Source organism: Pseudomonas sp. IT-P260 (assembly GCF_949768395.1).
Lineage (GTDB): Bacteria > Pseudomonadota > Gammaproteobacteria > Pseudomonadales > Pseudomonadaceae > Aquipseudomonas > Aquipseudomonas parakoreensis.
Map to the genome: position 1 here is coordinate 238,200 of NZ_CATKPO010000001.1, position 22,008 is coordinate 260,207.

Genomic DNA, 22,008 nt, shown 5'->3' on the forward strand with positions numbered 1-22,008 from the left:
GGGCTGACCAACCCTTGCACCACGGGCTCCCTGCACCGGGTGTTGTCCATGTCGTGTGTCGCGCTTCCGTTACGAAGGGCATAGCTCAGAGTCCTCTGAGACCGGTTTGGTTCATGCACATTACCCGCAGGATGTTACGGTTCGTGTAGCTCCTACATTATGATCAGTGCTTTCCATGTGACTGGATGTTTCCCATGACCGATCTGTCCGCGTTCCCGATCACCCAGAAATGGCCGGCGCAGTACCCCGACTGGATTCAGCTCTATTCCCTGCCGACCCCCAACGGCGTCAAGGTCTCGATCATGCTCGAAGAGATCGGCCTGCCGTACGAGCCGCACCGTGTGGGCTTCGACACGCAGGATCAGATGTCACCGGAATTCCTCTCGCTGAACCCCAACAACAAGATCCCGGCGATCCTCGATCCGCACGGCCCCGAGGACCAACCGCTGGCGCTGTTCGAGTCCGGCGCGATCCTGATCTACCTCGCCGACAAGAGCGGCCAGTTGCTGGCGCAGGAGGGCGCGCTGCGTTACGAGACGATTCAGTGGCTGATGTTCCAGATGGGCGGTATCGGCCCGATGTTCGGCCAGCTCGGTTTCTTCAACAAATTCGCCGGCAAGGACTACGAGGACAAGCGTCCGCGTGACCGTTATGTTGAGGAGAGCAGACGCCTGCTCAACGTGCTCGACAAACGTCTGCAAGGTCGCGACTGGATCATGGGCGAGCGCTACACCATCGCCGACATCGCCACGTTCCCGTGGGTGCGTAACCTGATCGGCTTCTATGAGGCCGGGGATCTGGTGGGGATCAGCAATTTCCCGAATGTGACCCGGGTGCTGGAGCGCTTTCTGGCTCGCCCGGCGGTCGTTCGAGGCCTGACCATTCCCTCGTAATCAACACCAATCCCTGTAGGAGCTGCCGCAGGCTGCGATCTGTTGATCTGGTTTTCTAAAAACAAAGTCAAAAGATCGCAGCCTGCGGCAGCTCCTACAGGGGAATGTGGGTTGTCTGACGGATTATTGCACCGCCGGTAATGCTGTCTTGATTGATCCAGGTTTGTACCTGCGCCCAGCGAAGGCATAAGCTTCGCCCCCTACGACTTTCGTCTCATCTTCCGATTTCAGGAAAGCCTCATGTCCAGCCAGTTCCCCGAAGCACGTCCCCGCCGTCTGCGCCGCAATGCGAGCCTGCGCAGCCTGTTCCAGGAAACCGAGTTCAGCCTGAATGATCTGGTGCTGCCGATTTTCGTCGAAGAAGAGATCGACGACTTCGTGCCGATCAAGAGCATGCCGGGGGTGATGCGCATTCCCGAACGCAAGCTGGCCAGCGAAATCGAGCGTTATGCCCGTGCCGGGATCAAGTCGGTGATGACCTTTGGTGTGTCCCATCACCTGGACGCCAATGGCAGCGACACCTGGCGTGAAGACGGCCTGGTCTCGCGCATGTCGCGAATTGCCAAGGACGCAGTGCCGGAAATGATCGTGATGTCCGACACCTGCTTCTGTGAATACACCGATCACGGCCATTGCGGTGTGATGCACAACCACGAAGTCGACAACGACCAGACCCTGATCAACCTCGGCAAGCAAGCCGTGGCGGCGGCGCGTGCCGGTGCTGACGTGATCGCGCCGTCGGCAGCGATGGACGGTCAGGTGCGGGCGATCCGCCAGGCGCTGGACGCCGCCGGTTTCACCCAGATTCCGATCATGGCCTACTCGACCAAATTCGCCTCGGCGCTGTATGGCCCGTTCCGCGAGGCCGGCGGCAGCGCGCTGAAGGGGGATCGCAAAAGCTATCAGATGAACCCGATGAACCGCCGCGAAGCCCTGCGCGAATCGCTGCTCGACGAGCAGGAAGGCGCCGATGCGCTGATGGTCAAACCGGCCGGTGCGTACCTCGACATCATCCGCGACATCCGTGAAGCCTCGAACCTGCCACTGTCGGCTTATCAGGTCAGCGGTGAGTACGCGATGATCAAGTTCGGCGCACAGGCCGGTGCAATTGATGAGGACCGCGTGGTGCGCGAGAGCCTGGGCGCGATCAAGCGCGCGGGGGCGGACCTGATCTTCACCTACTTTGCGATGGATCTGGCGCTGGCCGGGATCTGACGCCCAACATTTAGCCCCTGTGGGAGCGAGCCTGCTCGCGAAAGCGGTCTTTCAGCAGACATCCATGTTGACTGACACGACGCATTCGCGAGCAGGCTCGCTCCCACATTTGATTTGTACTGAGTCAGGGGCAGTTAAAGTAGGGGCGGATCCCGTGATCCCGGAAATACCGCTCGATCACCTTCGGATCCGCGCTGTTGTCGGCAATCGCCACATAGGTATCCGGGCGCAGCAGATAAAACCCGTTACGCCCCAACCCCGCCGTGTCAAACGCCGGCCGCCAGTCGAACACGTGCAGTGGCAGATGGTGTTCATTGCACCAGGCGATCATCTCGTCGCTGGTGTCGCCGTACACATGCACCTGCCAGCAGGGCTGGCGTAGCGGCTCGTAATTATCGCCCTCACCATCATGCGCCCACGGCAAGCGGTCGCCGCCGTGCACGTGGCCGGCGCTGCCCTGGCTCAGCGGCATGCCGCGGTAGTTGAGGGTGACTTGCGAGACGGTGCGAAAGAGGAACTCGCGGCTGGCCTCGAACGTGGCTATTTTCGGGATCAGAAACGGTGCGAGGCGCGTGCGCAGCAGATCGGCGATACGCCCCTCGGCGGTGACGAAAGTGAACACTTTGTCGGTGGTCGACACCAATCGGCGGGCGAAGGCGATGCGCTCGGTTTCGTAAGTGTCGAGCAGTTGCGCCGTGGCGCTGCCGTTGAGCACGGCGGCGAGTTTCCACGCCAGGTTGATTGCATCGCCAATCCCGGTGTTCATGCCCTGGCCGCCGGCGGGGCTGTGCACGTGCGCCGCGTCACCGAGCAGAAACGCCCGACCGCTGCGAAAGTGCTCGGCCACGCGGTGATGCACACGGTAGGTGGAGAACCAGTTGACCTCGTCGATGTGTACGTTCAGGTGTTCGATGGCGCGGCGGCTGACGTCGGCGAATTGCAGGGTTTCGGCGCGATCGGCACGTTCATCGCGCACCGTGCCGATCAATCGCGCACGGCCTTCGCCGGCCAACGGGAAGACGGCGAGAAAATCCGCTTCGTCCAGATCCAGGTGCAAATCGCCGTTAAGCGCCGGGCCGCTGGCCTGCACATCCGCGACGTAAAAAATCTGCTGATAGGTGCCGCCCGGGAAACCGCTGTCGAGGGTTTTGCGCACCACCGAACGCGCGCCATCGCAGCCCGCGAGAAAGCATGCCTGACAGATTTCCTGCTGCCCGTCGGGCAAGCGCAGATGCGCGGTGAGGCCGTCGCCGAGTTCTTCAAAACTTTCGAGTTCGGTGTTGCGCTCAACCACCACGTCATAGTCTTCGAGGCGTTCGAGCAGCAGCCGTTCGTGCTGGTCCTGGGGGAAGATTTCGATGAACGAGTAGGGCGTCAGGCCTTCGCCGATGCGCTGCAGCGGCAACTGCGCAACCGGTTTGCCCTTGACCCAGAAATGCGCCGCCGCGACCTTGTGCCCGTTGCGCACCACGGTGTCGGCCAGATCCAGCTGGCGATACAACTCCAGCGTGCGCGCCTGCACCGCCAGCGCCCGCGAGGTGGTGCCGGGCGCGGTGGTCTTGTCGATGATGCGCACGCGCACGCCCAGTTTGCTCAGCCACAGGGCCAGCACCAGACCGGTCGGGCCGGCGCCGATGATCAGTACGTCGCTGCGGTGCATGAGCCTGTCCTCCGTTGGCTGTGGAGCAAGTATGGATCAGATGGAAAGGCTAGCCAGTGCCGGCCTCTTCGCGAGCAGGCTCGCTCCCACAGTAGAACGCATTCCGATGTGGGAGCGAGCCTGCTCGCGAAAAGGCCTTTTCAGGCACCCAAAAACCAAAAAGGCCCCACAGCGCTGAAGCTGCGGGGCCTTTTCAATTTGGCAGCGTTTTAGAAATCGATTGTCCCCGACAACTTCGCCACCCGCGGCTCTCCTTGAGTCAGATAACCACCCTGCGCCGATTCCCAATACTTCTTGTTGGCCAGGTTCTCGACGCCCAGGCGCAACGTCACGTCTTTCTGCGAGACCTTGAACGCGTAACGCGCACCGGCATCGAAGCGGTTCCAGGTTGGCAGGCTAAGGTTGTTGGCCGCGTCGGCGTACTGGCCGCCGGTGCGCAGCATCCGCGCATTCAGCGCCACGCCTTGCAGGCCCGGTACATCCCAGTCGGCGCCAGCGTTGAACTGGAAGCTCGGCACGCCAATGGCACGGTTGCCGTCGTTGGCGCCGTTCTGGGTGTTGCGCAGTTCGGTGTCCATCAGGGTCAGGCCGCTGATCAGGCGCAGGCCGTTGATCGGCTCGCCGAACACGTTCATTTCTACGCCTTTGTTGATCTGCTCACCTTCTCGCACATAAGTGCAGGTGGTGGCGCTGTTGATTTCGCAGTAACCGTCGCTCGGCTGCTCGATGCGGTACACGCCCAGGCTCGCGCCGTAAGTGCCCATGTCGACCTTGACCCCGGCCTCGGTCTGCTTGGAGCGTGCCGGTGCGTAGACTTCGTTGCCGTTGGTCACGCGCAAACCGCCGGTGCTGGTCGGCGAAGTCGGGCCTTGCGCCAGACCTTCGATGTGGTTGGCGTAGAACGACACGTGCTCCCACGGTTTGAAGACAATGCCGTAGACCGGTGTGGTGATCGATTCGTCGTAGCTCGACTTGCGGCTGCCGCTGCCGTAACTGGCGTAGTTGTAGCCTTGCACCACCAGTTGCTGACGACGCAGGCCAGCGGTGATCAGCAGGCGATCATCGAAGAAACCGAGGGTGTCGGAGAGCGCGAGGCTGCGGTTGAAGGTCTTGCCGACGATGCCCGGATCGCTGAGGTCGCCACCGGAAAAGTTGCCGACCGGCGACGGCGTTTCCACCGGGTGGTAGATATTGTTGGCGTACTGGGTCAGGTCGAAATCGTAGGCGCTGCGCTGTTCGGCCCACAGGCCGCTCAAACCGAAATTGAGCTTGTGGCTGACCGCGCCGGTGTTGAATTTGCCGTTCAGGCCGGCCATCAGGCTGGTGTTGTCCTCGTCGTGGGGGATGAACGAGCCGGTGGTGTACGAGGCGCCGTTGTTGCCCACCAGCGTGGTCGAGTTGTAGCGTCCGACTTCGCGGGTGTGCTTGGCGCCGCCAGCAACAAAAGCGGTCCAGTTGTCGTTCAGGTCGTATTCAGCTCGGAGCATGCCGAAGGTGTCTTCGATGTCGGTGTAGCCCCACTTTGGCGCGTAGTTGGTGTCGGCCGACGGCGCGTCCGGAATGTGCGTGGCGGTGCCGAGGTTGACTGAGTTGCGGCCACCGTTGACGCGTTCTTTCTGGTAGGCGAAGTCACCGGAAAGGCGCAGCGCGTCACCGCGATAATCGAGGCCGATGGCGAACAGTTTCGAACGCTGGTTTTCGTGGTCGATGCCGGTGTCGCCTTCGCGCTGGGACAGGTTGACCCGCGCGCCAAAGCGGTTGTCTTCGCCGAAACGCTGGCCGATATCGAGGTGCTGACCGATCCGGCCTTCACTGTTGATGTCGGTGGTGTAGCGGCGCAGCGGCTCGTCGCCGGCACGCTTGGGCTGCAGGTTGACGCCACCGCCGATGCCGGAGCCGGTCGGCGTCACGCCGTTGATGAAGGCGTTCGGGCCTTTGAACACTTCCACGCGCTCCAGGGCGTCGCTGGAAATGATCTGCCGGGGCAGCACGCCGTACAGGCCGTTATAGGAAATGTCGTCACCGTTCAGCGGCAGGCCGCGGATCATGAACACCTGCGCCTGGTTGGAGTAGCCCGAAGCCTGACGCACGGAGGCATCGTTAAGCAGGACGTCGGCGACGTTTTCCGCTTGCTGGTCTTGAATCAGCTGTTCGGTGTACGACGCGGCGCTGAACGGCACGTCCATCATGTCCTGATTGCCGAGCACGCCGAGTTGACCACCACGGGCGACCTGACCACCGGTGTAGACCGAGGGCAGGGCGTTCGGCGTCGGTGCCTGGGCGTTGACGTTGACATTGTCGAGCACCAGCGCCTTGCCGTTTTCATCGGCAGCGTGGGCGGTGACCGTCAGGGAGCACAGCAGGGCGAGAAGCGTCGGGCGGAACGGGACAGCGAGGCGAACTGAAGCGGGCATGTGTTCGTACCTGGAGGCGCAGGGCCAGTAAGAAAAAACAGGGCGGCGCGGGGAACTCCTTGCGCAAATACGACTCCAGGTGCAAATGATAGGAGTTCGCAGTAACGTTTTGCAATCAGTTTGTCATCAATCCGGAAAACACATTCCCCTGTAGGAGCTGCCGCAGGCTGCGATCTTTTGACTTGGTTTTTAAAAGACAAGATCAAAAGATCGCAGCCTGCGGCAGCGCCTACACGGATTGTGTATGGTGTCCGGGCTTAATGGACTGGATGGAGCAACATGCGATTACTCATTACCCTCGCTGCGCTGCTGGCGCTCGCCGGTTGCGCCGGCCAGCGCAGTCAGGAGCCGGCGCCGCGTGCGCCGGCTGAAGTGAAGGCCGAAATCGTGCGGCTGATGCCGGCCAAAGTGCCCGACCGCGAGGGCTGGGCCACCGACATCTACGCCGCGTTCGCCGCTCAGCACATCAGCCCGACCACACAGAATCTCTGTTCAGTGCTGGCCGTGGCCGAGCAGGAATCGACCTATCAGGTCGACCCGACGGTGCCGGGGCTGGGCAAGATTGCCCGCGACGAAATCGACCGTCGTGCCGCCAAAGTGCATATCCCCGGCCTGTTGGTCAGCGGCGCACTGCAAGTGCGCTCCACCAACGGCAAGACCTACAGCGAACGCTTGAACGCGGCGCGCAGTGAAAAAGAACTCAGCGCCATTTTTGACGACTTCATCGGCAGGGTGCCGATGGGCCGCACCTTGTTCGGCGGCTTCAACCCGGTACACACCGCCGGACCGATGCAGGTCAGCATCGAATTCGCCGAGCAGCACGCCAAGGACTATCCATACCCGGTAGACGGCACAATCCGCCACGAAGTGTTCACCCGCCGAGGCGGCATGTACTTCGGCATCGCGCATTTGCTTGGCTACCCGGTGAGTTACCGCGAGCCGCTGTATCGCTTCGCCGACTTCAACGCCGGTTGGTACGCCAGCCGCAATGCCGCGTTCCAGAACGCCGTCAGCCGAGCCTCGGGCATCCCGCTGGCGCTGGATGGCGACTTGATTCGCTACGACTCGATCATGCCCGGCAGCACCGAACTGGCGGTGCGCACCCTCGGCAAGTCGCTGGGCCTGCGCAACCCGACGATTCGCGATCAACTGGAGAAGGGCAAGACCCTGGAATTCGAAGAAACCAAACTCTACCAGCGCGTGTTCGAACTGGCCGAGAAGGCTGAAGGCAAGACCTTGCCACGTGCCGTGTTGCCGGGGATCGTCCTGCAGAGCCCGAAAATCACCCGCAAACTGACCACAGCGTGGTTCGCCAAACGCGTGGATGAGCGCTACAAGCGCTGCATGGCCAAGGCCGGTTGACGCCGGTTCAAAGCACTTTGACGGCTCGGCCAATGGCTTGAATCGGCCCGGTCGGTTTACCGATCGGCGAGCCATTGGCGCCTTCCAGCGTCAGCTCGAACAGCTGATTCGGTTGCAGCGGCGGCAGCTTGTCCAGCGGCACCGACAGCGCCTGGCCCGGCTTGACCAGCCCCAGCGACACCGGCCCTTGCCAGCCGTCAGCCTTGGTCCAGAACTCCAGCGCCTTGTCCGCCGGCACTTCGACCACGCCCAGCGGGATCAGCTGAATTTCCCGCGGATTGCTGGCCTGGATCACCCAGCCCGGTGCCTTGTCCTGCGGCGCGACCAGCACCACCAGATAATTGGGTTTCGGTGTGGTCTGGGTCAGCAGAATCGAGCCCAGGATCAGCGTCGCGGCCAGTCCGACCGCACTCAGCCCGCGCCACAGCGGCAGCAGATTCCACCATGAGGTGGGCGCCGGAGCCGGTGTTTTTCGTGAGAGTTGCTCGACACTGCGCTCGATACGCGGCCACAAGTGCGACGATGGCTGCTGCGTCCCGGCGAGATCGGTCAGGTCGAGCAAACGCCGCTCCCAGGCGTCCACCGCCGCTTGCAGTTCGGGCTCGTGGGGCAAGCGCCGTTGCACCGCTTCACGCTCCGGCGCCGACAGGGTGCCGAGCACGTATTCACTGGCCAGTTCATCGCGTTCCTGCGCCGATTCAGTGGTCATCCCATGCACTCCCGCAAAGCGTTGAGGCTGCGTTTGATCCAGGCTTTGACCGTGCCCAGCGGCGTGTCCAGGCGCGCGGAAATCTGTGCATGACTGTAGCCGTCGACATAGGCGTGGAGAATGCAGCTTCGCCGCTGCGGGTCGAGTTGTTCCAGACAACGATGGATCCGCGCCGAATGGCCCTGCACATCGAAGGCGTCCTCGTCAGGCTCGGCATCGTGTTCTTCGTTGAACGGCGTCTCCCGGCTTTGATCACGCAGCTGGTTCAACGCCAGATGTCGGGTCACGCTGAACATCCAGCCGCGCGCTGAACCGCGCGCCGGATCAAATTGTGCCGCACCGTTCCAGATCTTGATGAACGCCTCATGCACGATGTCTTCGGCCAGCGCCGTGTCACGTACCAGTCGCTTGGCCACGCCGAGCAGGCGCGGGCCTTCCTGCACGTACAAATCGCGCAGGGCCGACTGCTCGCCGCGGGCACAGGCAGCGAGACGGGCGTCGTAATCGAATTCAGATTCGGGTAAGGACATCTGGTGCAATCTAGTTCACATTCCGCAAACATCCAGAGAGTGCATTAGCTGTGTGGGAGCGAGCCTGCTCGCGAAGGCGTCGTATCAGTCAACTTAACCTTCATTGATATACCGCCTTCGCGAGCAGGCTCGCTCCCACCTTTGATTTCAGTGATCCAAAGATCAGTTCGCCGCCCAGAAAATGTAGTCGGCCTGATACTTCACCACTTCCTGCTTGCCCTTGTTCGCTGCTGTGCATTCACTGCCCGGTGCCACGCCGCCCTTGAGCGCGACACGCTGGATGTAACTCACGCCACTCATCGCGCCTTTGCCTTCGGCGGGGTTGGCCTTGACCAGTTGATAGGGCAGGTTACCCGGGCTCGACGGGGCGACGGCCAATTGCGTGCCGGTGACTTTCGAACCGTCCTTGGCCTGCCAGGTGGCTGGCGGGCCGAAGTAGGTGCCGACCTGCTGGCCGCTGCGATCGTTGAGCACCGCTTTCGGGCCGACGAAGGTCCATTCGGTCTGCCCAGCCGCGTTGGGCTTGTCGCGGCATTCATAGGTGATTTCGCCGACGCCGGTGGTTTCCATGGCGATCTTGTGGCCTTCCGGGACTTTGATCGCGTCGGGATAGCTGCTCTGGGCGAAGGTTGCCGAGGACAGGGCGAGCAAACCGGTGAGGCCAATCAGTTGAGTGATGTTCATCTGTGTTATCTCCGAAAGGGGTAAACCGCTGACAGCCGAAGAGGGCTGCTACAGGAACTACCCGTGACGGAGGCGTTTGGATGCAGTGCCCGAAAAATATTCTCCAGCCCCCACCAATCCCCTGTAGGAGCTGCGCAGGCTGCGATCTTTTGCTCTTGAAAAACAACATCAAAAGATCGCAGCCTGCGGCAGCTCCTACACAAGCTCGGCAGTTTTACGCGGGACGCTCAGGCCGGAGGCTTTCAGCAGTTCCTGGGTGTAGGGATGCTGCGGCGCAGCAAAGATCTCCCGCGACGCCCCTTGCTCGACCACCTGGCCATCCTTGATCACCAGCAAGTCATGAGCCAGCGCCTGCACCACCGCCAAGTCATGGCTGATGAACAGATAGGTCAGCCCATGCTTGATCTGCAATTGTCGCAACAGCTCCACCACTTGTTTCTGCACCGTGCGATCCAGCGCCGAGGTCGGTTCGTCGAGCAGGATCAGCGCCGGCTCCAGCACCAGCGCGCGGGCGATGGAGATGCGCTGACGCTGGCCGCCGGAAAACTCGTGGGGGTAGCGATGACGGCTCTTGGGGTCAAGGCCGACTTCTTCGAGTACGCGAATCACCGCCGCCTCGCGCTCGGCTTCGGTGCCGATGCCGTGAGTCAGCAGGCCTTCGGCAATGATCTGCTGCACCGACATGCGCGGGCTCAGGCTGCCGAACGGGTCTTGGAACACCACCTGAATCTGCCGCCGCAACGGGCGCATCAAGCGCTGATTGAGCAGGCTCAGTTGCTTGTTGCCGAAGCGGATCTCGCCCTCGGATTCCACCAGCCGCAGGATCGCCTGGCCCAGCGTGGATTTGCCCGAACCGGATTCGCCGACAATCCCCAACGTTTTGCCGCGTTGCAGGCGGAAGCTGACGCCGTCCACCGCTTTGATGTACGCCTGCGAACGACTGAACAGCGCCTTGGGCAGTGGAAACCAGACCTTCAGATTATCGACCTCCAGCAGATTGTGTTGATACGCACTCGGCACCGGTACACCGCTGGGTTCCGCTTCGATCAACAAGCGGCTGTAAGGATGTTGCGGGGTGCGAAACAGCGTCTCGCAGTCGGCCTGTTCGACGATTTCACCGTGGCGCATCACGCACACCCGTTGCGCGATGCGCCGTACCAGATTCAGATCGTGACTGATCAGCAACAGTGACATGCCCAGGCGTTGTTGCAGTTCGATCAACAGCTCAAGAATTTTCTGCTGCACGGTCACGTCCAGCGCCGTGGTCGGTTCATCGGCGATCAGCAGTTCCGGCTCGTTGGCCAGCGCCATGGCGATCATCACCCGTTGCCGTTGTCCGCCCGACAGCTGATGCGGATAGGCTTTCAAACGCTGCAAAGGCTGGCGAATACCGACCAGTTCCAGCAGTTCCAGCGTCCGCTCACGTGCCGCGCGACCCTTCAGGCCTTTATGAATCTCCAGCACTTCACTGACTTGCTTTTCCACCGTGTGCAACGGGTTCAGCGAGGTCATCGGCTCCTGGAAAATCATCGCAATCCGGTTGCCGCGTAAACCGCGCAGGTGTTGCTCGCTGGCCTGCAGCAAGTTCACCCCGTTGTAAGTAATCGAACCGCTGCTGCTGACGCTTTTACCCGGCAGCAAACGCAGGATCGAATGCGCCGTGACCGACTTGCCCGAGCCGGACTCGCCGACCAGCGCCAGACATTCACCCCGGCGAATGTCGAGGTTCAAACCGTGCACCACGGCCTGCTCGCCAAAGGCTACGCGCAGGTCGCGAATCTCGATCAAATGGTTTTGCATGTCAGTTCCTCGGATCAAACGCGTCTCGGCAAGCCTCACCGATGAACACCAACAACGACAGAATCAGCGCCAAGGCAAAAAACGCCGTCAGGCCCAGCCACGGCGCTTGCAGATTGCGCTTGGCCTGGCCAATCAGTTCGCCCAGTGAGGCGGTGCCCGCCGGCATGCCGAAGCCAAGAAAATCCAGCGCGGTGAGGGTGGCGATGGCGCCGGTCAGAATGAATGGCAAATAGGTCAGGGTGGAGGTCATTGCGTTGGGCAGGATGTGCCGGCACATCAGCTCACTGTCGGTCAGCCCCAGCGCCCGCGCGGCTTTGACGTATTCCAGATTGCGTCCACGCAGGAACTCGGCGCGCACCACGTCCACCAGCGCCAGCCAGGAGAACAGCGCCATGATCCCCAGCAGCCACCAGAAACTCGGCGAGACAAACCCGGACAAAATGATCAGCAGATACAGCACCGGCAGTCCCGACCAGATCTCCAGCAGCCGTTGCCCGAGCAAATCCACCCAACCGCCGTAATAACCCTGCAACGCGCCGGCAACGATACCGACCAACGCACTGATGCCGGTGAGGATCAGCGCAAACAGGATCGAAATCCGTGTACCGAAAATCACCCGCGCCAACACGTCCCGCGCCTGATCGTCGGTGCCCAGCCAGTTGCTGGAAGAGGGTGGGCTGGGTGCCGGTTCAGTCAGGTCGTAATTGACGGTGTCGTAGCTGAACGGAATCGGCGGAAACAGCATCCAGCCGCCCTGATCCTCGATCAGCCCGTGCACGTAAGCGCTGGCGTAATCCGGCTGGAACGGCAGCTCGCCGCCGAAATCGGTTTCCAGGTAATCGCTGAGGATCGGGAAGTACAAAGCGCCGTGGTAGCGGATCACCAAGGGTTTGTCGTTGGCAATCAGTTCGCCGCCAAGGCAGATCAGGCACAGGCCAATGAACAGCCACAGCGACCAGCGCCCACGGCGGTTGGCCTTGAACTGCGCGACCCGGCGCTGACCCAGAGGAGAGAGTGTGAACATCAGGCAGTCCTCGCCGAGAAGTCGATGCGCGGGTCGAGCAGGGTGTAGCTGAGGTCGCCGATCAGCTTGATCAACAGGCCGAACAGGGTGAACAGGAACAACGCGCCGAACACCACCGGATAGTCCCGCGACACCGCCGCTTCGTAACTCATGCGCCCGAGGCCATCGAGGTTGAAAAGGGTTTCGATCAGCAAGGAGCCAGCGAAAAACACTTCGATCAGCGCCGACGGCACACCGGCCACCACCAGCAGCATGGCGTTGCGAAACACGTGGCCGTAAAGCACGCGGCGTTCGGTCAAACCCTTGGCCCGTGCGGTAATCACGTACTGGCGGCTGATCTCGTTGAGGAAGCTGTTTTTGGTGAGGATGGTCAGGGTGGCGAAGCCACCGATGACCAGCGCCGTGACCGGCAACACCAGGTGCCAGAGGTAGTCGCCGACCTTGCCCAAGGTGCTGAGGCTGTCGAAGTTATCCGACACCAGCCCCTGCACCGGGAACCAGTTGACGTAGCTGCCGCCGGCGAACACCACGATCAGCAGAATCGCAAACAGAAACGCCGGCATCGCGTAGCCGATGATGATCGCGGTGCTGCTCCAGACATCGAATGCGCTGCCGTTGCTGATCGCTTTGCGAATGCCCAGCGGGATCGAAATCAGGTAGGTGATCAGCGTCGCCCACAAGCCGAGCGACAACGACACCGGCAGTTTCTGCAGGATCAGATCGGTGACCTTGGCACCGCGAAAGAAACTGCTGCCCAGATCCAGCTGCGCGTAGTTTTTCAGCATCAGCCACAGGCGTTCGTGCATCGGTTTGTCGAAGCCGTAGTGGTGTTTGATTTCCTCGATCAGCGCCGGGTCCAGCCCGCGACTGCTGCGCCCGGCACCACCCGTCGCGGCGACTTCGCCACCACCGCCTATGCTGTGCCCGCCGAAACCTTGCAGACGCGCGATGGCTTGTTCCACCGGGCCGCCCGGCGCGGCCTGCACGATAAGGAAATTGACCACCAGGATGCACAGCAGCGTGGGGATGATCAGCAGCAAACGTCGACTCAGATAACGCAGCATGTCACTGGCCCCCCGCGAGCTGGGTGTGCATCTGTTGCGTGGTCAACGGCTTGGCCGAGACCTCCCACCAGGTGTTGAGGCCTTCGTCGTAAGCCGGTTGCACCGACGGCATGCCGAAGCGGTTCTGATACACCGTCGGCGTGCCTTTGGAGTAGTAGTTGGGAATCATGTAGTAACCCCATTGCAGCACCCGGTCGAGGGCGCGGGCGTAATGCACCATGGCATCGCGGGTGTCGGCCTTGACCAGCCCGTCGATCAGTTGATCGACCGCCGGGTTGGCCAGCACCATTGAGTTCGAACTGCCGACCTGCGTGGCACTTTGCGAGGCGTACAGGCTGTACAGTTCGCGGCCGGGGGAGACGATCGGATCGCCACTGCGCGGGAAACTGGTGACGATCATGTCGTAGTCGCGGGCGTTGAGCCGATTGACGTATTGCGCCGAATCAATCCGGCGCAGATTGAGGGTGATGCCGATCTGCGCGAGGGTGCGTTTGAACGGCAGCAGCATGCGATCAAAACCGCCCTGACCGTCGAGGAAGGTGAACGCCAGCGGCTCGCCAGCGGCGTTGACCAGTCGGCTGTGTTGCGGCGTCCAGCCCGCCTCGGCGAGCAGCTTCAGCGCCTGCACCTGCTTGTCGCGTATGTAACCGCTGCCGTCGGTTTTCGGCGCCTGATAGACCTCGGTGAACACCTCGTCCGGGATCTGCCCGCGCAACGGTTCGAGGATCTTCAATTCCTCGGCGTCGGGCAGGGCGGTGGCGGCCATTTCACTTTTGGGCCAGAAGCTGTTCTGACGCACGTAGAAGCCGCGCATCATCTGCTTGTTGGTCCATTCGAAATCCCACAGCAGGCTGATCGCCTGACGCACGCGGCGATCCTGAAAGGTCGGGTTTTGCAGGTTGAACACGAAGCCTTGGGCGGCGGTGGGTTTTTCCGGAGCGAGGATCGCCTGCTGCAAGCGACCGTCACGCAGTGCCGGACTGTCGTAACCCACCACATAACCGGACGAGGAAAACTCGCGGTTGTAGTCGAACGCCCCGGCCTGCAGCAGTTGGCGAGCGACGTCGGTGTCGCCGTAGAAATTCACCGTGAGCGTGTCGAAGTTGTACATCCCGCGACTGACCGGCAGGTCCTTGCCCCACCAGTCCGGGTCGCGCTGGAAACTGATGCTGCGCCCGGCGTCGACCTTGCTCACGCGATACGGGCCGCTGCCCAGCGGCGGTTCGAAGCCGCCGCCGTTGGCGAAATCGCGCGTCTTCCACCAGTGTTCGGGCACCACGCGCAGCGTCGCCAGGTCCAGCGCCAGGGTGCGGTTGAGGTTGTTCTTGAAGGTGAAACGCACCTGCCGTGGACCTTCGATCAGCACGTCCTGCACGTCGGCGTACTGCTGGCGATAACTGAGGCTGCCCTTGGTCATCAGCAGGTTGAAGGTGTAGCGCACGTCTTCGGCGGTGATCGGCGTACCGTCGGCGAAGCGGGCCTTGGGGTTGAGGGTGAAGCGCACCCAGAGCCCCTCGGGATCGCGTTCCATTTGTTGCGCGACCAGTGCGTAAACGGTGTAGGGCTCGTCGAGCGAACGGAACGCCAGCGGCGCATACACCCAGTCGTTGACCTGCACCACGGAAATGCCTTGATCGGCATACGGGGTGATGTAGTTGTACTGGCCGATTTCCATCGACGCGCGACTGAGCGAACCGCCCTTGGGCGCGTCGGGATCGACGAAATCGAAATGCTGGAAACCCGCCGGATACTTCGGCGCCTCGCCGTACACCGTCAGTGCGTAGCTACCGGTGGCCATTGCTGAGGTGCCGGTGCATAGCAGCGCACTGCCCAAAAGCAGGCCCGCCATGTTGAGCAAAAAACTCATGAGGTCACTCCTGAAAATCCCTGAAAGTCCACGGACCCAATGTGGGAGCGAGCCTGCTCGCGAAGGCGTCTTGTCAGCCGACATCTCTCTTGCTGATCCACCGCTTTCGCGAGCAGGCTCGCTCCCACAGGGGGAGATGTGTTTTGTTTCCGGTTAGAAGTGATACGTCATGCGCGCAAACAGCGTGCGGCCCAGCGGGTCGGTGTAGCGCGGGTCATAGCCGCTCTGGAAGTTGTAGGCCTGGTTGGAGAACGGTGGGTTGCGGTCGAACATGTTCTTCATCCCGGCATCGACATCCAGCACCTTGTTGAAGGTGTATCCGGCCGACAGGTCCCACACCGAATACGACGCGACGCGCGCATGGGTATCGCGGTCGTAGTCGTTGTAACCGGTGGTGAAACGGTTGGTCAGCGACGCCCTTGCGGCGCCGAAGGTCCAGCTGCCGGTGAGGTTGTGCTTCCAGCGCGCGATCACGCCGTCCCCTTCGAAGTCGCCGACCTTGTCGGTGAACGGGCCTTTGATGGTGCTCTGGAAGTCGTACTCGTCAACGTAGGTGCCTTGCAGGCCTAGACCGAACTGACCGTACGGGGTGTTCGGGAAGCGGTAATCCAGCGATACATCGACACCGTTGGTTTCGACGATGCCGAGGTTGGCGTTGCCGGTGACGATGTAGTTGAGCGTGCCGTCGGCGTTGCGCACGAAGCGATCCGGGTAGCTGCCGGCCTGATCGAACACGGTGGACTCGGGGAACGGCTGGATCTGGTTGGAGATGTGAATCCACCAGAAATCCAGACCCACCGACAGGTTGCTGACCGGTTGATAGACGAAGCCCAGCGTCACGTTGCGCGCTTTCTCCGGAGCCAGATCTTCATTGCCGCCGATCTGATTGAGGAACTGCTGACCGCAATCGCGCCCGCCGTTGCCGCCCGGTTGCACGACGCCGCTGGTGCACAGCACCGGGTCGTTGTAGTAGCCCTGGGTGTAGGTGATGCTGCGCGGCGAATACAGCTCGTACAGCGACGGCGCCCGGAAACCTTCGCTGTACGCGCCACGCACCACCAGCTCTTTGAGCGGCTGATAACGGAACGAGTATTTCGGGTTGGTGGTGCTGCCGAAGTCGCTGTATTTGTCGTGACGCACAGCGGCGGACAGTTCGAGGCTGTCGAGCACCGGCACGTTGATTTCGGCGTACGCGGCTTTCACGCTGCGGTCGCCCTCGACGCTGCCGGCCGGGTCGATACCGAGGCTCTGGATGTCGCCGGCAAACGGCTCGAAATCCTGATGGAATTTCTCTTTGCGGTACTCGCCACCCAGCGCCAGACCGGCCGGCCCGGCACCGAACCAGTCACCGATTTCGCGGCTGACCCGCCCGTCAAAACCGGCCACGCGGCCAACGGCGGTGGAGTAGGCGCCGTGGTACATCGCGGCGTCGATGTACTGCTGACCGGCGGCGGATTGCGGGCCGAACGGGTTGAGCAGACCACTGGCCAGACCGTTGATCATCGCCTGATCGCTGACATAGCCGCTGGTGACGCTGGAGACGATTTTGTTCTGGTTGTACGAGGCGCCGACGTTGTAATCCCAGCCGCCGACCAAGCCGTCGAAGCTCAGCAGAAAGCGCTGGCTGGTGTTCTGGTCTTTCGATTCCCGTGGGCCGGCGGCGGTTTCGCGCCAGTTCACATCGACCGGTTGCGTCGGGTCGAGGGCGAAGCCCGTCGGGCCAGGCGTGATGCCGTTGCCGGGGTAGTACGGCGACGAGGAATCCAGGCTCAGGCCGGTGAGCGGGGCCGGGCCGACCGCCGTGGCGTTGTTGTTGCGTGACCAGAAGTATTCGAGGTTGACGTTGTGATCGTCGCCCAGTTTGCCGGTGGTCTTGCCGAAGAACGAGGTCTTTTCGGTTTGCGGAATCAGGTCGATGTATTCGCGGGTGCTGAAGCGGCACAGGCCATCGCGCGCGACCAGGTTCGGCCCGTTGCAATTGCTGTTGGCCAACGGGTTGGTGGCGTTGCCGTTCTGGCTGTAGTTGCCGGGGAACGCGGTGCCGGAGGTCTGATCGAGGCCACGACCAGGATCGTAGTCGCGGGCGAAGGAGCGGTCGTTGGCGTCGAGGTTCTGCTGCTTGTTGTAGTTGAACACGCCGAGCACGTTGAAGCGGTCTTCTTCCAGATCGCCATAGCCCCAACTGGCGCTCATGTCTTTGGTGGCACCGCCGCCGCTGTGGGTCGGGGTTTCGCCACCGAGGGTGAGCTGGCCGTCGGTCAGGGATTTTTTGGTGATGAAGTTGATCACACCGCCGATGGCGTCGGTGCCGTACAGGGCTGATGCGCCGTCGCGCAGAACCTCCACGCGCTCGATGGCGGCAAACGGGATCATGTTCAGATCCACCGCGCCACCGGCCGAGTTGGTGCCCGACAATGCGTTGTTGGCCAAGCGTCGGCCGTTGAGCAGCACCAGCGTTTTGTTCGCGCCGATGCCGCGCATGTCGGCAAACGAAGCGCCACCGGTGGCGGCGCCGACCGAGCCTGCGCTGTTGTTGATCGACTGGCTGCCGGTGATCCGCTGCACCAGTTCGGCGGTGGTGGTCACGCCCTGTTTGCGCAGCTCATCGGCTTTCAGAATGGTGATCGGCACGGCCGTTTCCGCATCGACCCGGCGAATCGCCGAGCCGGTCACTTCCACCCGTTGCAGTTGTGTGGTCGGTGCCACCACTGCGGCTGCAGCGGGGACGGCGGCGTTGTCGTCCTCGGCGGCTTGCACGGTCCCGGCGCCCATCCCCATGGCCACCAGGTACAACGGAACAAAACGGTGACGAGAAATCGTTGCCACCAAAGGTTTGAGCGTGAAGCGTGGAGTGTTCATCAGCATGGTTGTTTCCGACTTGATCAGACGTTATCGAATTGGCCTTGTGAGCCCCTCATTGCTCCGCTTTCGGTGATACCGCATGCGGAAAGCCACTTTCTTCAAGCAAGCCGATCCCCTCCGAAGACGTCTGGCGTTTTTCGGTCGGCTGATTGCGACGGGAAGCGGTTCGCGGTGTCGGGCGCGTTTCTCAACGCGCGCCCGACACCGCACTCAGTGGGTGGTCATCACCGAAATCTTGCTGATGCCCGAGCGTTCGATGGACGCCATGGCCTTGGCCACCTGGCCGTAATTGACGTTGGCGTCGGCCTGCAGCTGCACGCGCACCTCGGCATCCTTGGCCTTGACCTCCTTGAGGCTGGCCTCCAGCGATTCCGGCGCCAGTTCGGTTTTCGCCAGGTAGAACTTGCCGTCCTGATCGACGCTGACCACCACTGGGTCTTTCTTTTCGGCGGGGGCGACGGCGTCGGTTTTCGGCAGGTTGACCTTGATCGCGTTGGTCATCAGCGGCGCGGTGACGATGAACACCACCAGCAGCACGAGCATCACGTCCACCAACGGCGTGACGTTCATTTCGCTGAGCACTTCATCGCTGTCTTGAGTGGAAAAGGACATCAGCTGGCCTCCCGCACGGCCGCAGTGGTTTTGCTGGCGATGGCCTGGCGGCTGATGGAAAACGCGCTGCGCGAGGCGAGGGCGTCGAAGTCGTGGGCGAAGTCGTCCATGTCTGCCGAGGCGAGTTTCAGGCGGCGCAGAAAGAAGTTGTAAATCAGCACCGCAGGGACCGCGACGGCGATCCCGACGCCGGTGGCGATCAGCGCGTGACCGATCGGCCCGGCGACCGCTTCAAGGCTCGCCGAACCGGTTTCGCCAATGCTTTGCAGGGCTTCCATGATCCCCCACACGGTGCCGAACAGACCAATGAACGGCGCGGTGCTGCCGATACTGGCGAGGATCGCCTGGCCGTTTTCCAGCGAGCGGCGTTCTTTCTGGATCTGCTGGCGCAGGTTGCGTTCCAGGCGATCGGAACGGTTGATGGTGTGCGCCAGTTGTTGCGTGGTCCGCGGCGATTCTTCCACCAGCAAGGCTTCGAAACCGCTGCTGGCGATGCGCGCCAGCGAGCCCGGATACTGGCTGGCATGTTCGGCGGCAGTCAGCAGATCCGGCGCGCCCCAGAAGGCTTTGCTGAATTGTTTGTTCTGGGCTTTCTGGCGCAGGTATTGCGCCGACTTGACCAGCAGGATCGCCCAGCTGACCACGGAAAACAGCACCAGGCCCCAGAGCACACCGGGGACAATCATCGAAGACAGTGAATTGTTCATCGCTACACCTCGCTTGCATTAAGTCGGTTATGAGTTGGGTTGCGCCGTTATTGCGGCAATTTGAAATCGATGGTCTGGGTGGCGAAGCCGTCAATCGGCGTGTCACCACGTTTGGCCGGAATGAACTTCCAGTTCTTTACCGCCGCGACGGCGGCGTCATCCAGTTGCGGCTTGCCGCTGGACTTGGTGACCGTTACCGAACCGGCACGTCCGTTGGCCAACACCTGAATGCGCAGCACCACGCTGCCTTCCCAGTTGCGCCGCAGCGCCAGTGACGGGTATTCCGGCGGCGGGTTGCCGAGGCTGGCAAGGCCGGAAATCGCGGCCGATTCCTTGACCGGACCCGGCGCGGCGGCTGGGGCCGGTGGCGCACTCGGCGTGGTTGGCGCTGCCGGGGCGGCGGGTTGTGCCGGGGCGGGCGGGGCTTTTGGCGGCTCGACTTTCTTCACCGGTTTGGGCTTCTCGAGCGGTTTCGGTTTTTCGATCGGCTTGGGTTTCTCCACCGGTTTGGGCGGTGGCTTGACCGCGTCTTCGTCCTCCACCGGTTGTTCCGGCTCCGGAGGTGGAGGGGGCGGCGGTGGCGGTGGTGGTTCCGGTGTGGGCGGTGCCGGTGGCGTCGGGCTGGTCAGCTCGACGGTCATTTCCGGAATCTGCGGCGGCGTCGGCAGGGGTTCGGGCCGGGTCTGCTGGAAAAACCACCAGGCACCGCCGTGTATCAGCGCCGACACCGCCACCAGCAACAGCATGTGCTGTTTGTTCAACCCGCCGGGCTGCGAAGTGTTGGCCGTGAAGGCCGGTCTGCCCGGTGGTGGCGGGACTGGCGCGTCCCGTAACGGCCCCGGCAGGGTTCTGTGCTTTACCGCATCGTTCATTAAAGCTCCCTCGGGTTGATGAAGGGCAATAAGGTGCCGTCCGAACATTTCGGTGATGTTCGAGTGGGTGGGTGTAACTTTCTTTTGGGTGTACGCAAGCTGATAGTTGAACTATCTATTGAATAGGCTTGTGCAGGCTTACTGGCTTAACGCCAATGACTTCGTTTGTTCATTCGCCATTCCCTGGTGTTGTTCTGTATCGGTACGGATTGTTTCAATGGTCGTGATTCATTTTGCAACCGCTGTGCCAAATATTGCTGAAATGTAGCGCGGTTATTTCATGGCTGTTACCCATGTCGCATTTATATAAGTTTTACAGAGTGTCCCGGTTTTCTTTAGTGCATGACTGTCCGCGGCCCCGAACGCCGGGGCTTTTTTGCAGGCGAGTCAGACCGGGCGCTGTATCGGCCGGATTAGCCAGATAGAGCCGCTGAGCTCGAGTCCTCCAGGGCGCTTGATGGTGCGCGACGGACTGATTTGGTGCGGGTCAATGTTTTAGCGGGTCACGGCGCATGTTCCTTGTTTTTGTTTAAATGAAATCAGTATTTCGGATCTGCGTTAGTTGCGTGTGCAGGAACGCTTTTGGTGCAATTAAAAAATCAGTTGAAATTATTGTTCGACAATTCGGCAATCGTTGATTGACGCAGTGCTTGCGCAATAACTTCATGGGTCTTATTTAAAAAATAAATACTACGCTGCCGTCGGCACATTACTCAGCGCCAACACAGTGGTCGGTTGTCAGGTTCAGGTAATGACGTAAATGCGCGGATGGCCGGTGCTGTTCAGGTGAACTCGACATTGCGCGGATGGATATAAACAGGCCGTGAAGCGGCAGAACGATTGAAGATTCACGCAGTGACCTCCTTGTTGCCAGTTCGGATACGCGAACTTTTGGTCCGGTATCGCACCTTACAAGAACGCGGATAGCGTTCGATGATTGCTCTTGGTGCGGGATGGGCACCGCCAGCGCAGTTTTGCGGGGTTTGAATTCGCAAGTCGCGAATGCATGGGAAAAACGTGCCAAAGCCGATACACCCGCTATAAATAGGGCTACACAGATCCGTCGAGATCGAGGAGGGGGCATGTATCAACTGTACGGACATCGCAATTCGGGTGCTGCAGCCATCGAAGCAGCGCTGGAGTTATGCCAGATCGCCTATCGCTTCATCGATATCGAAGCTTCGAGCGAGGCGGCCGAAGCCCTGGCGCGCCTCAATCCACTGAAACAGGTGCCGACCCTGCAGTTGCCCGATGGCAGTGCGATCACCGAGAGTGTGGCGATTCTGATTCACCTGGGCCTGCGCTTTCCCGGATTCGGCCTGTTGCCGGCCGAGGCCACTGATCGCGATCAGGCGATTCGCGGCATGGTCTACATCGCAAGCAATTGCTACGCGGCCATCGGCGTCATCGATTACCCCGAACGCTGGCTGGTGATGCCGGACGAAGCCTCACGACAGAATCTGATGGCCGGTGCCCGCGAGCGCTTGCACTGGAGTTGGGAAGTGTTTGCCGACCAGTTTTCCGCCGAGTTGTACCTGGACGACGAGACGCCCGGCGCCCTGGACGTGCTGGCAGCGGTGGTGACGCGCTGGTCGGGGAGTCGCGAGCACCTGCGCCAGACCCGCCCCGGGTTCTACGCGTGGTTGCAGCGCATTGACCGGCACCCGGTGCTGGCGCCGGTGTTTGCCCGGCATTGGCCGGTTTAAGAGTGTAAAGATCAAAAGATCGCAGCC

General features: G+C 61.5%; 17 protein-coding genes. 4 read left to right on the forward strand and 13 right to left on the reverse strand.

Going from position 1 to position 22,008, the window contains the following annotated elements:
- The first annotated feature begins 194 nt into the window (after positions 1-194).
- A complete protein-coding gene (locus tag ACM6HV_RS00820; protein WP_047291489.1) occupies positions 195-893 on the forward strand; it encodes a glutathione S-transferase family protein in 699 nt (232 codons plus the stop codon).
- A 240-nt stretch (positions 894-1,133) separates the two neighbouring features.
- Positions 1,134-2,108 carry a porphobilinogen synthase gene (gene hemB / locus ACM6HV_RS00825; protein ID WP_041074196.1) on the forward strand — a complete coding sequence of 325 codons (975 nt, stop codon included), beginning with the start codon at positions 1,134-1,136 and terminating at the stop codon, positions 2,106-2,108.
- 124 nt (positions 2,109-2,232) lie between these two features.
- On the opposite strand, the gene ACM6HV_RS00830 is transcribed toward hemB, so the two are convergent.
- Together ACM6HV_RS00830 and ACM6HV_RS00835 are read right to left on the reverse strand one after the other, a co-directional pair.
- A complete protein-coding gene (locus ACM6HV_RS00830) occupies positions 2,233-3,768 on the reverse strand; it encodes an FAD-dependent oxidoreductase (protein WP_414902977.1) in 1,536 nt (511 codons plus the stop codon).
- 209 nt (positions 3,769-3,977) lie between these two features.
- Positions 3,978-6,182, reverse strand: coding sequence for a TonB-dependent receptor (locus ACM6HV_RS00835; RefSeq protein ID WP_414902979.1), 2,205 nt, complete (start codon positions 6,180-6,182; stop codon positions 3,978-3,980).
- A gap of 279 nt (positions 6,183-6,461) precedes the next feature.
- On the opposite strand from ACM6HV_RS00835, the gene ACM6HV_RS00840 reads away from it, so the two are divergent.
- Positions 6,462-7,544 (forward strand): DUF1615 domain-containing protein, encoded by a 1,083-nt coding sequence (locus ACM6HV_RS00840; RefSeq protein ID WP_145596473.1) that lies wholly within the window; start codon positions 6,462-6,464, stop codon positions 7,542-7,544.
- Between the two features lie 7 nt (positions 7,545-7,551).
- Here ACM6HV_RS00840 and ACM6HV_RS00845 read toward each other — a convergent pair whose 3' ends face one another.
- The 11 genes from ACM6HV_RS00845 to ACM6HV_RS00895 form a co-directional block, all read right to left on the reverse strand.
- Positions 7,552-8,253: an anti-sigma factor domain-containing protein gene (locus ACM6HV_RS00845; protein WP_414902981.1), complete on the reverse strand. Its 702-nt coding sequence runs from the start codon at positions 8,251-8,253 to the stop codon at positions 7,552-7,554.
- The gene (locus ACM6HV_RS00850; RefSeq protein ID WP_145596476.1) at positions 8,250-8,783 is read right to left on the reverse strand and encodes a sigma-70 family RNA polymerase sigma factor; all 534 of its coding nucleotides are present in this window, start codon (positions 8,781-8,783) and stop codon (positions 8,250-8,252) included. The genes ACM6HV_RS00845 and ACM6HV_RS00850 overlap by 4 nt, the downstream gene beginning before the upstream one ends.
- A 162-nt stretch (positions 8,784-8,945) precedes the next feature.
- A complete protein-coding gene (locus ACM6HV_RS00855) occupies positions 8,946-9,467 on the reverse strand; it encodes a DUF3455 domain-containing protein (protein WP_414902983.1) in 522 nt (173 codons plus the stop codon).
- A gap of 195 nt (positions 9,468-9,662) precedes the next feature.
- The gene (locus ACM6HV_RS00860) at positions 9,663-11,267 is read right to left on the reverse strand and encodes an ABC transporter ATP-binding protein (RefSeq protein WP_414902985.1); all 1,605 of its coding nucleotides are present in this window, start codon (positions 11,265-11,267) and stop codon (positions 9,663-9,665) included.
- Position 11,268: 1 nt separating this feature from the next.
- The gene (locus tag ACM6HV_RS00865; RefSeq protein WP_414902987.1) at positions 11,269-12,291 is read right to left on the reverse strand and encodes an ABC transporter permease; all 1,023 of its coding nucleotides are present in this window, start codon (positions 12,289-12,291) and stop codon (positions 11,269-11,271) included.
- Positions 12,291-13,355: a microcin C ABC transporter permease YejB gene (locus tag ACM6HV_RS00870; RefSeq protein ID WP_145596484.1), complete on the reverse strand. Its 1,065-nt coding sequence runs from the start codon at positions 13,353-13,355 to the stop codon at positions 12,291-12,293. The genes ACM6HV_RS00865 and ACM6HV_RS00870 overlap by 1 nt, the downstream gene beginning before the upstream one ends.
- Before the next feature lies 1 nt (position 13,356).
- The gene (locus ACM6HV_RS00875; protein ID WP_414902990.1) at positions 13,357-15,222 is read right to left on the reverse strand and encodes an extracellular solute-binding protein; all 1,866 of its coding nucleotides are present in this window, start codon (positions 15,220-15,222) and stop codon (positions 13,357-13,359) included.
- Positions 15,223-15,375: 153 nt separating this feature from the next.
- Positions 15,376-18,087, reverse strand: a complete 2,712-nt coding sequence (locus ACM6HV_RS00880; RefSeq protein ID WP_414902992.1) for a TonB-dependent receptor — start codon at positions 18,085-18,087, stop codon at positions 15,376-15,378.
- 207 nt (positions 18,088-18,294) lie between these two features.
- Positions 18,295-18,696: an ExbD/TolR family protein gene (locus tag ACM6HV_RS00885; protein ID WP_003223575.1), complete on the reverse strand. Its 402-nt coding sequence runs from the start codon at positions 18,694-18,696 to the stop codon at positions 18,295-18,297.
- Positions 18,696-19,403: a MotA/TolQ/ExbB proton channel family protein gene (locus ACM6HV_RS00890; RefSeq protein ID WP_007966644.1), complete on the reverse strand. Its 708-nt coding sequence runs from the start codon at positions 19,401-19,403 to the stop codon at positions 18,696-18,698. The genes ACM6HV_RS00885 and ACM6HV_RS00890 overlap by 1 nt, the downstream gene beginning before the upstream one ends.
- A 47-nt stretch (positions 19,404-19,450) precedes the next feature.
- Positions 19,451-20,275, reverse strand: coding sequence for an energy transducer TonB (locus tag ACM6HV_RS00895; protein ID WP_414902994.1), 825 nt, complete (start codon positions 20,273-20,275; stop codon positions 19,451-19,453).
- A 1,082-nt stretch (positions 20,276-21,357) separates the two neighbouring features.
- On the opposite strand from ACM6HV_RS00895, the gene ACM6HV_RS00900 reads away from it, so the two are divergent.
- Entirely contained in the window at positions 21,358-21,981 is a 624-nt protein-coding gene (locus tag ACM6HV_RS00900; protein WP_041074054.1) for a glutathione S-transferase N-terminal domain-containing protein, read from the forward strand.
- The last annotated feature ends 27 nt before the right edge of the window (positions 21,982-22,008 follow it).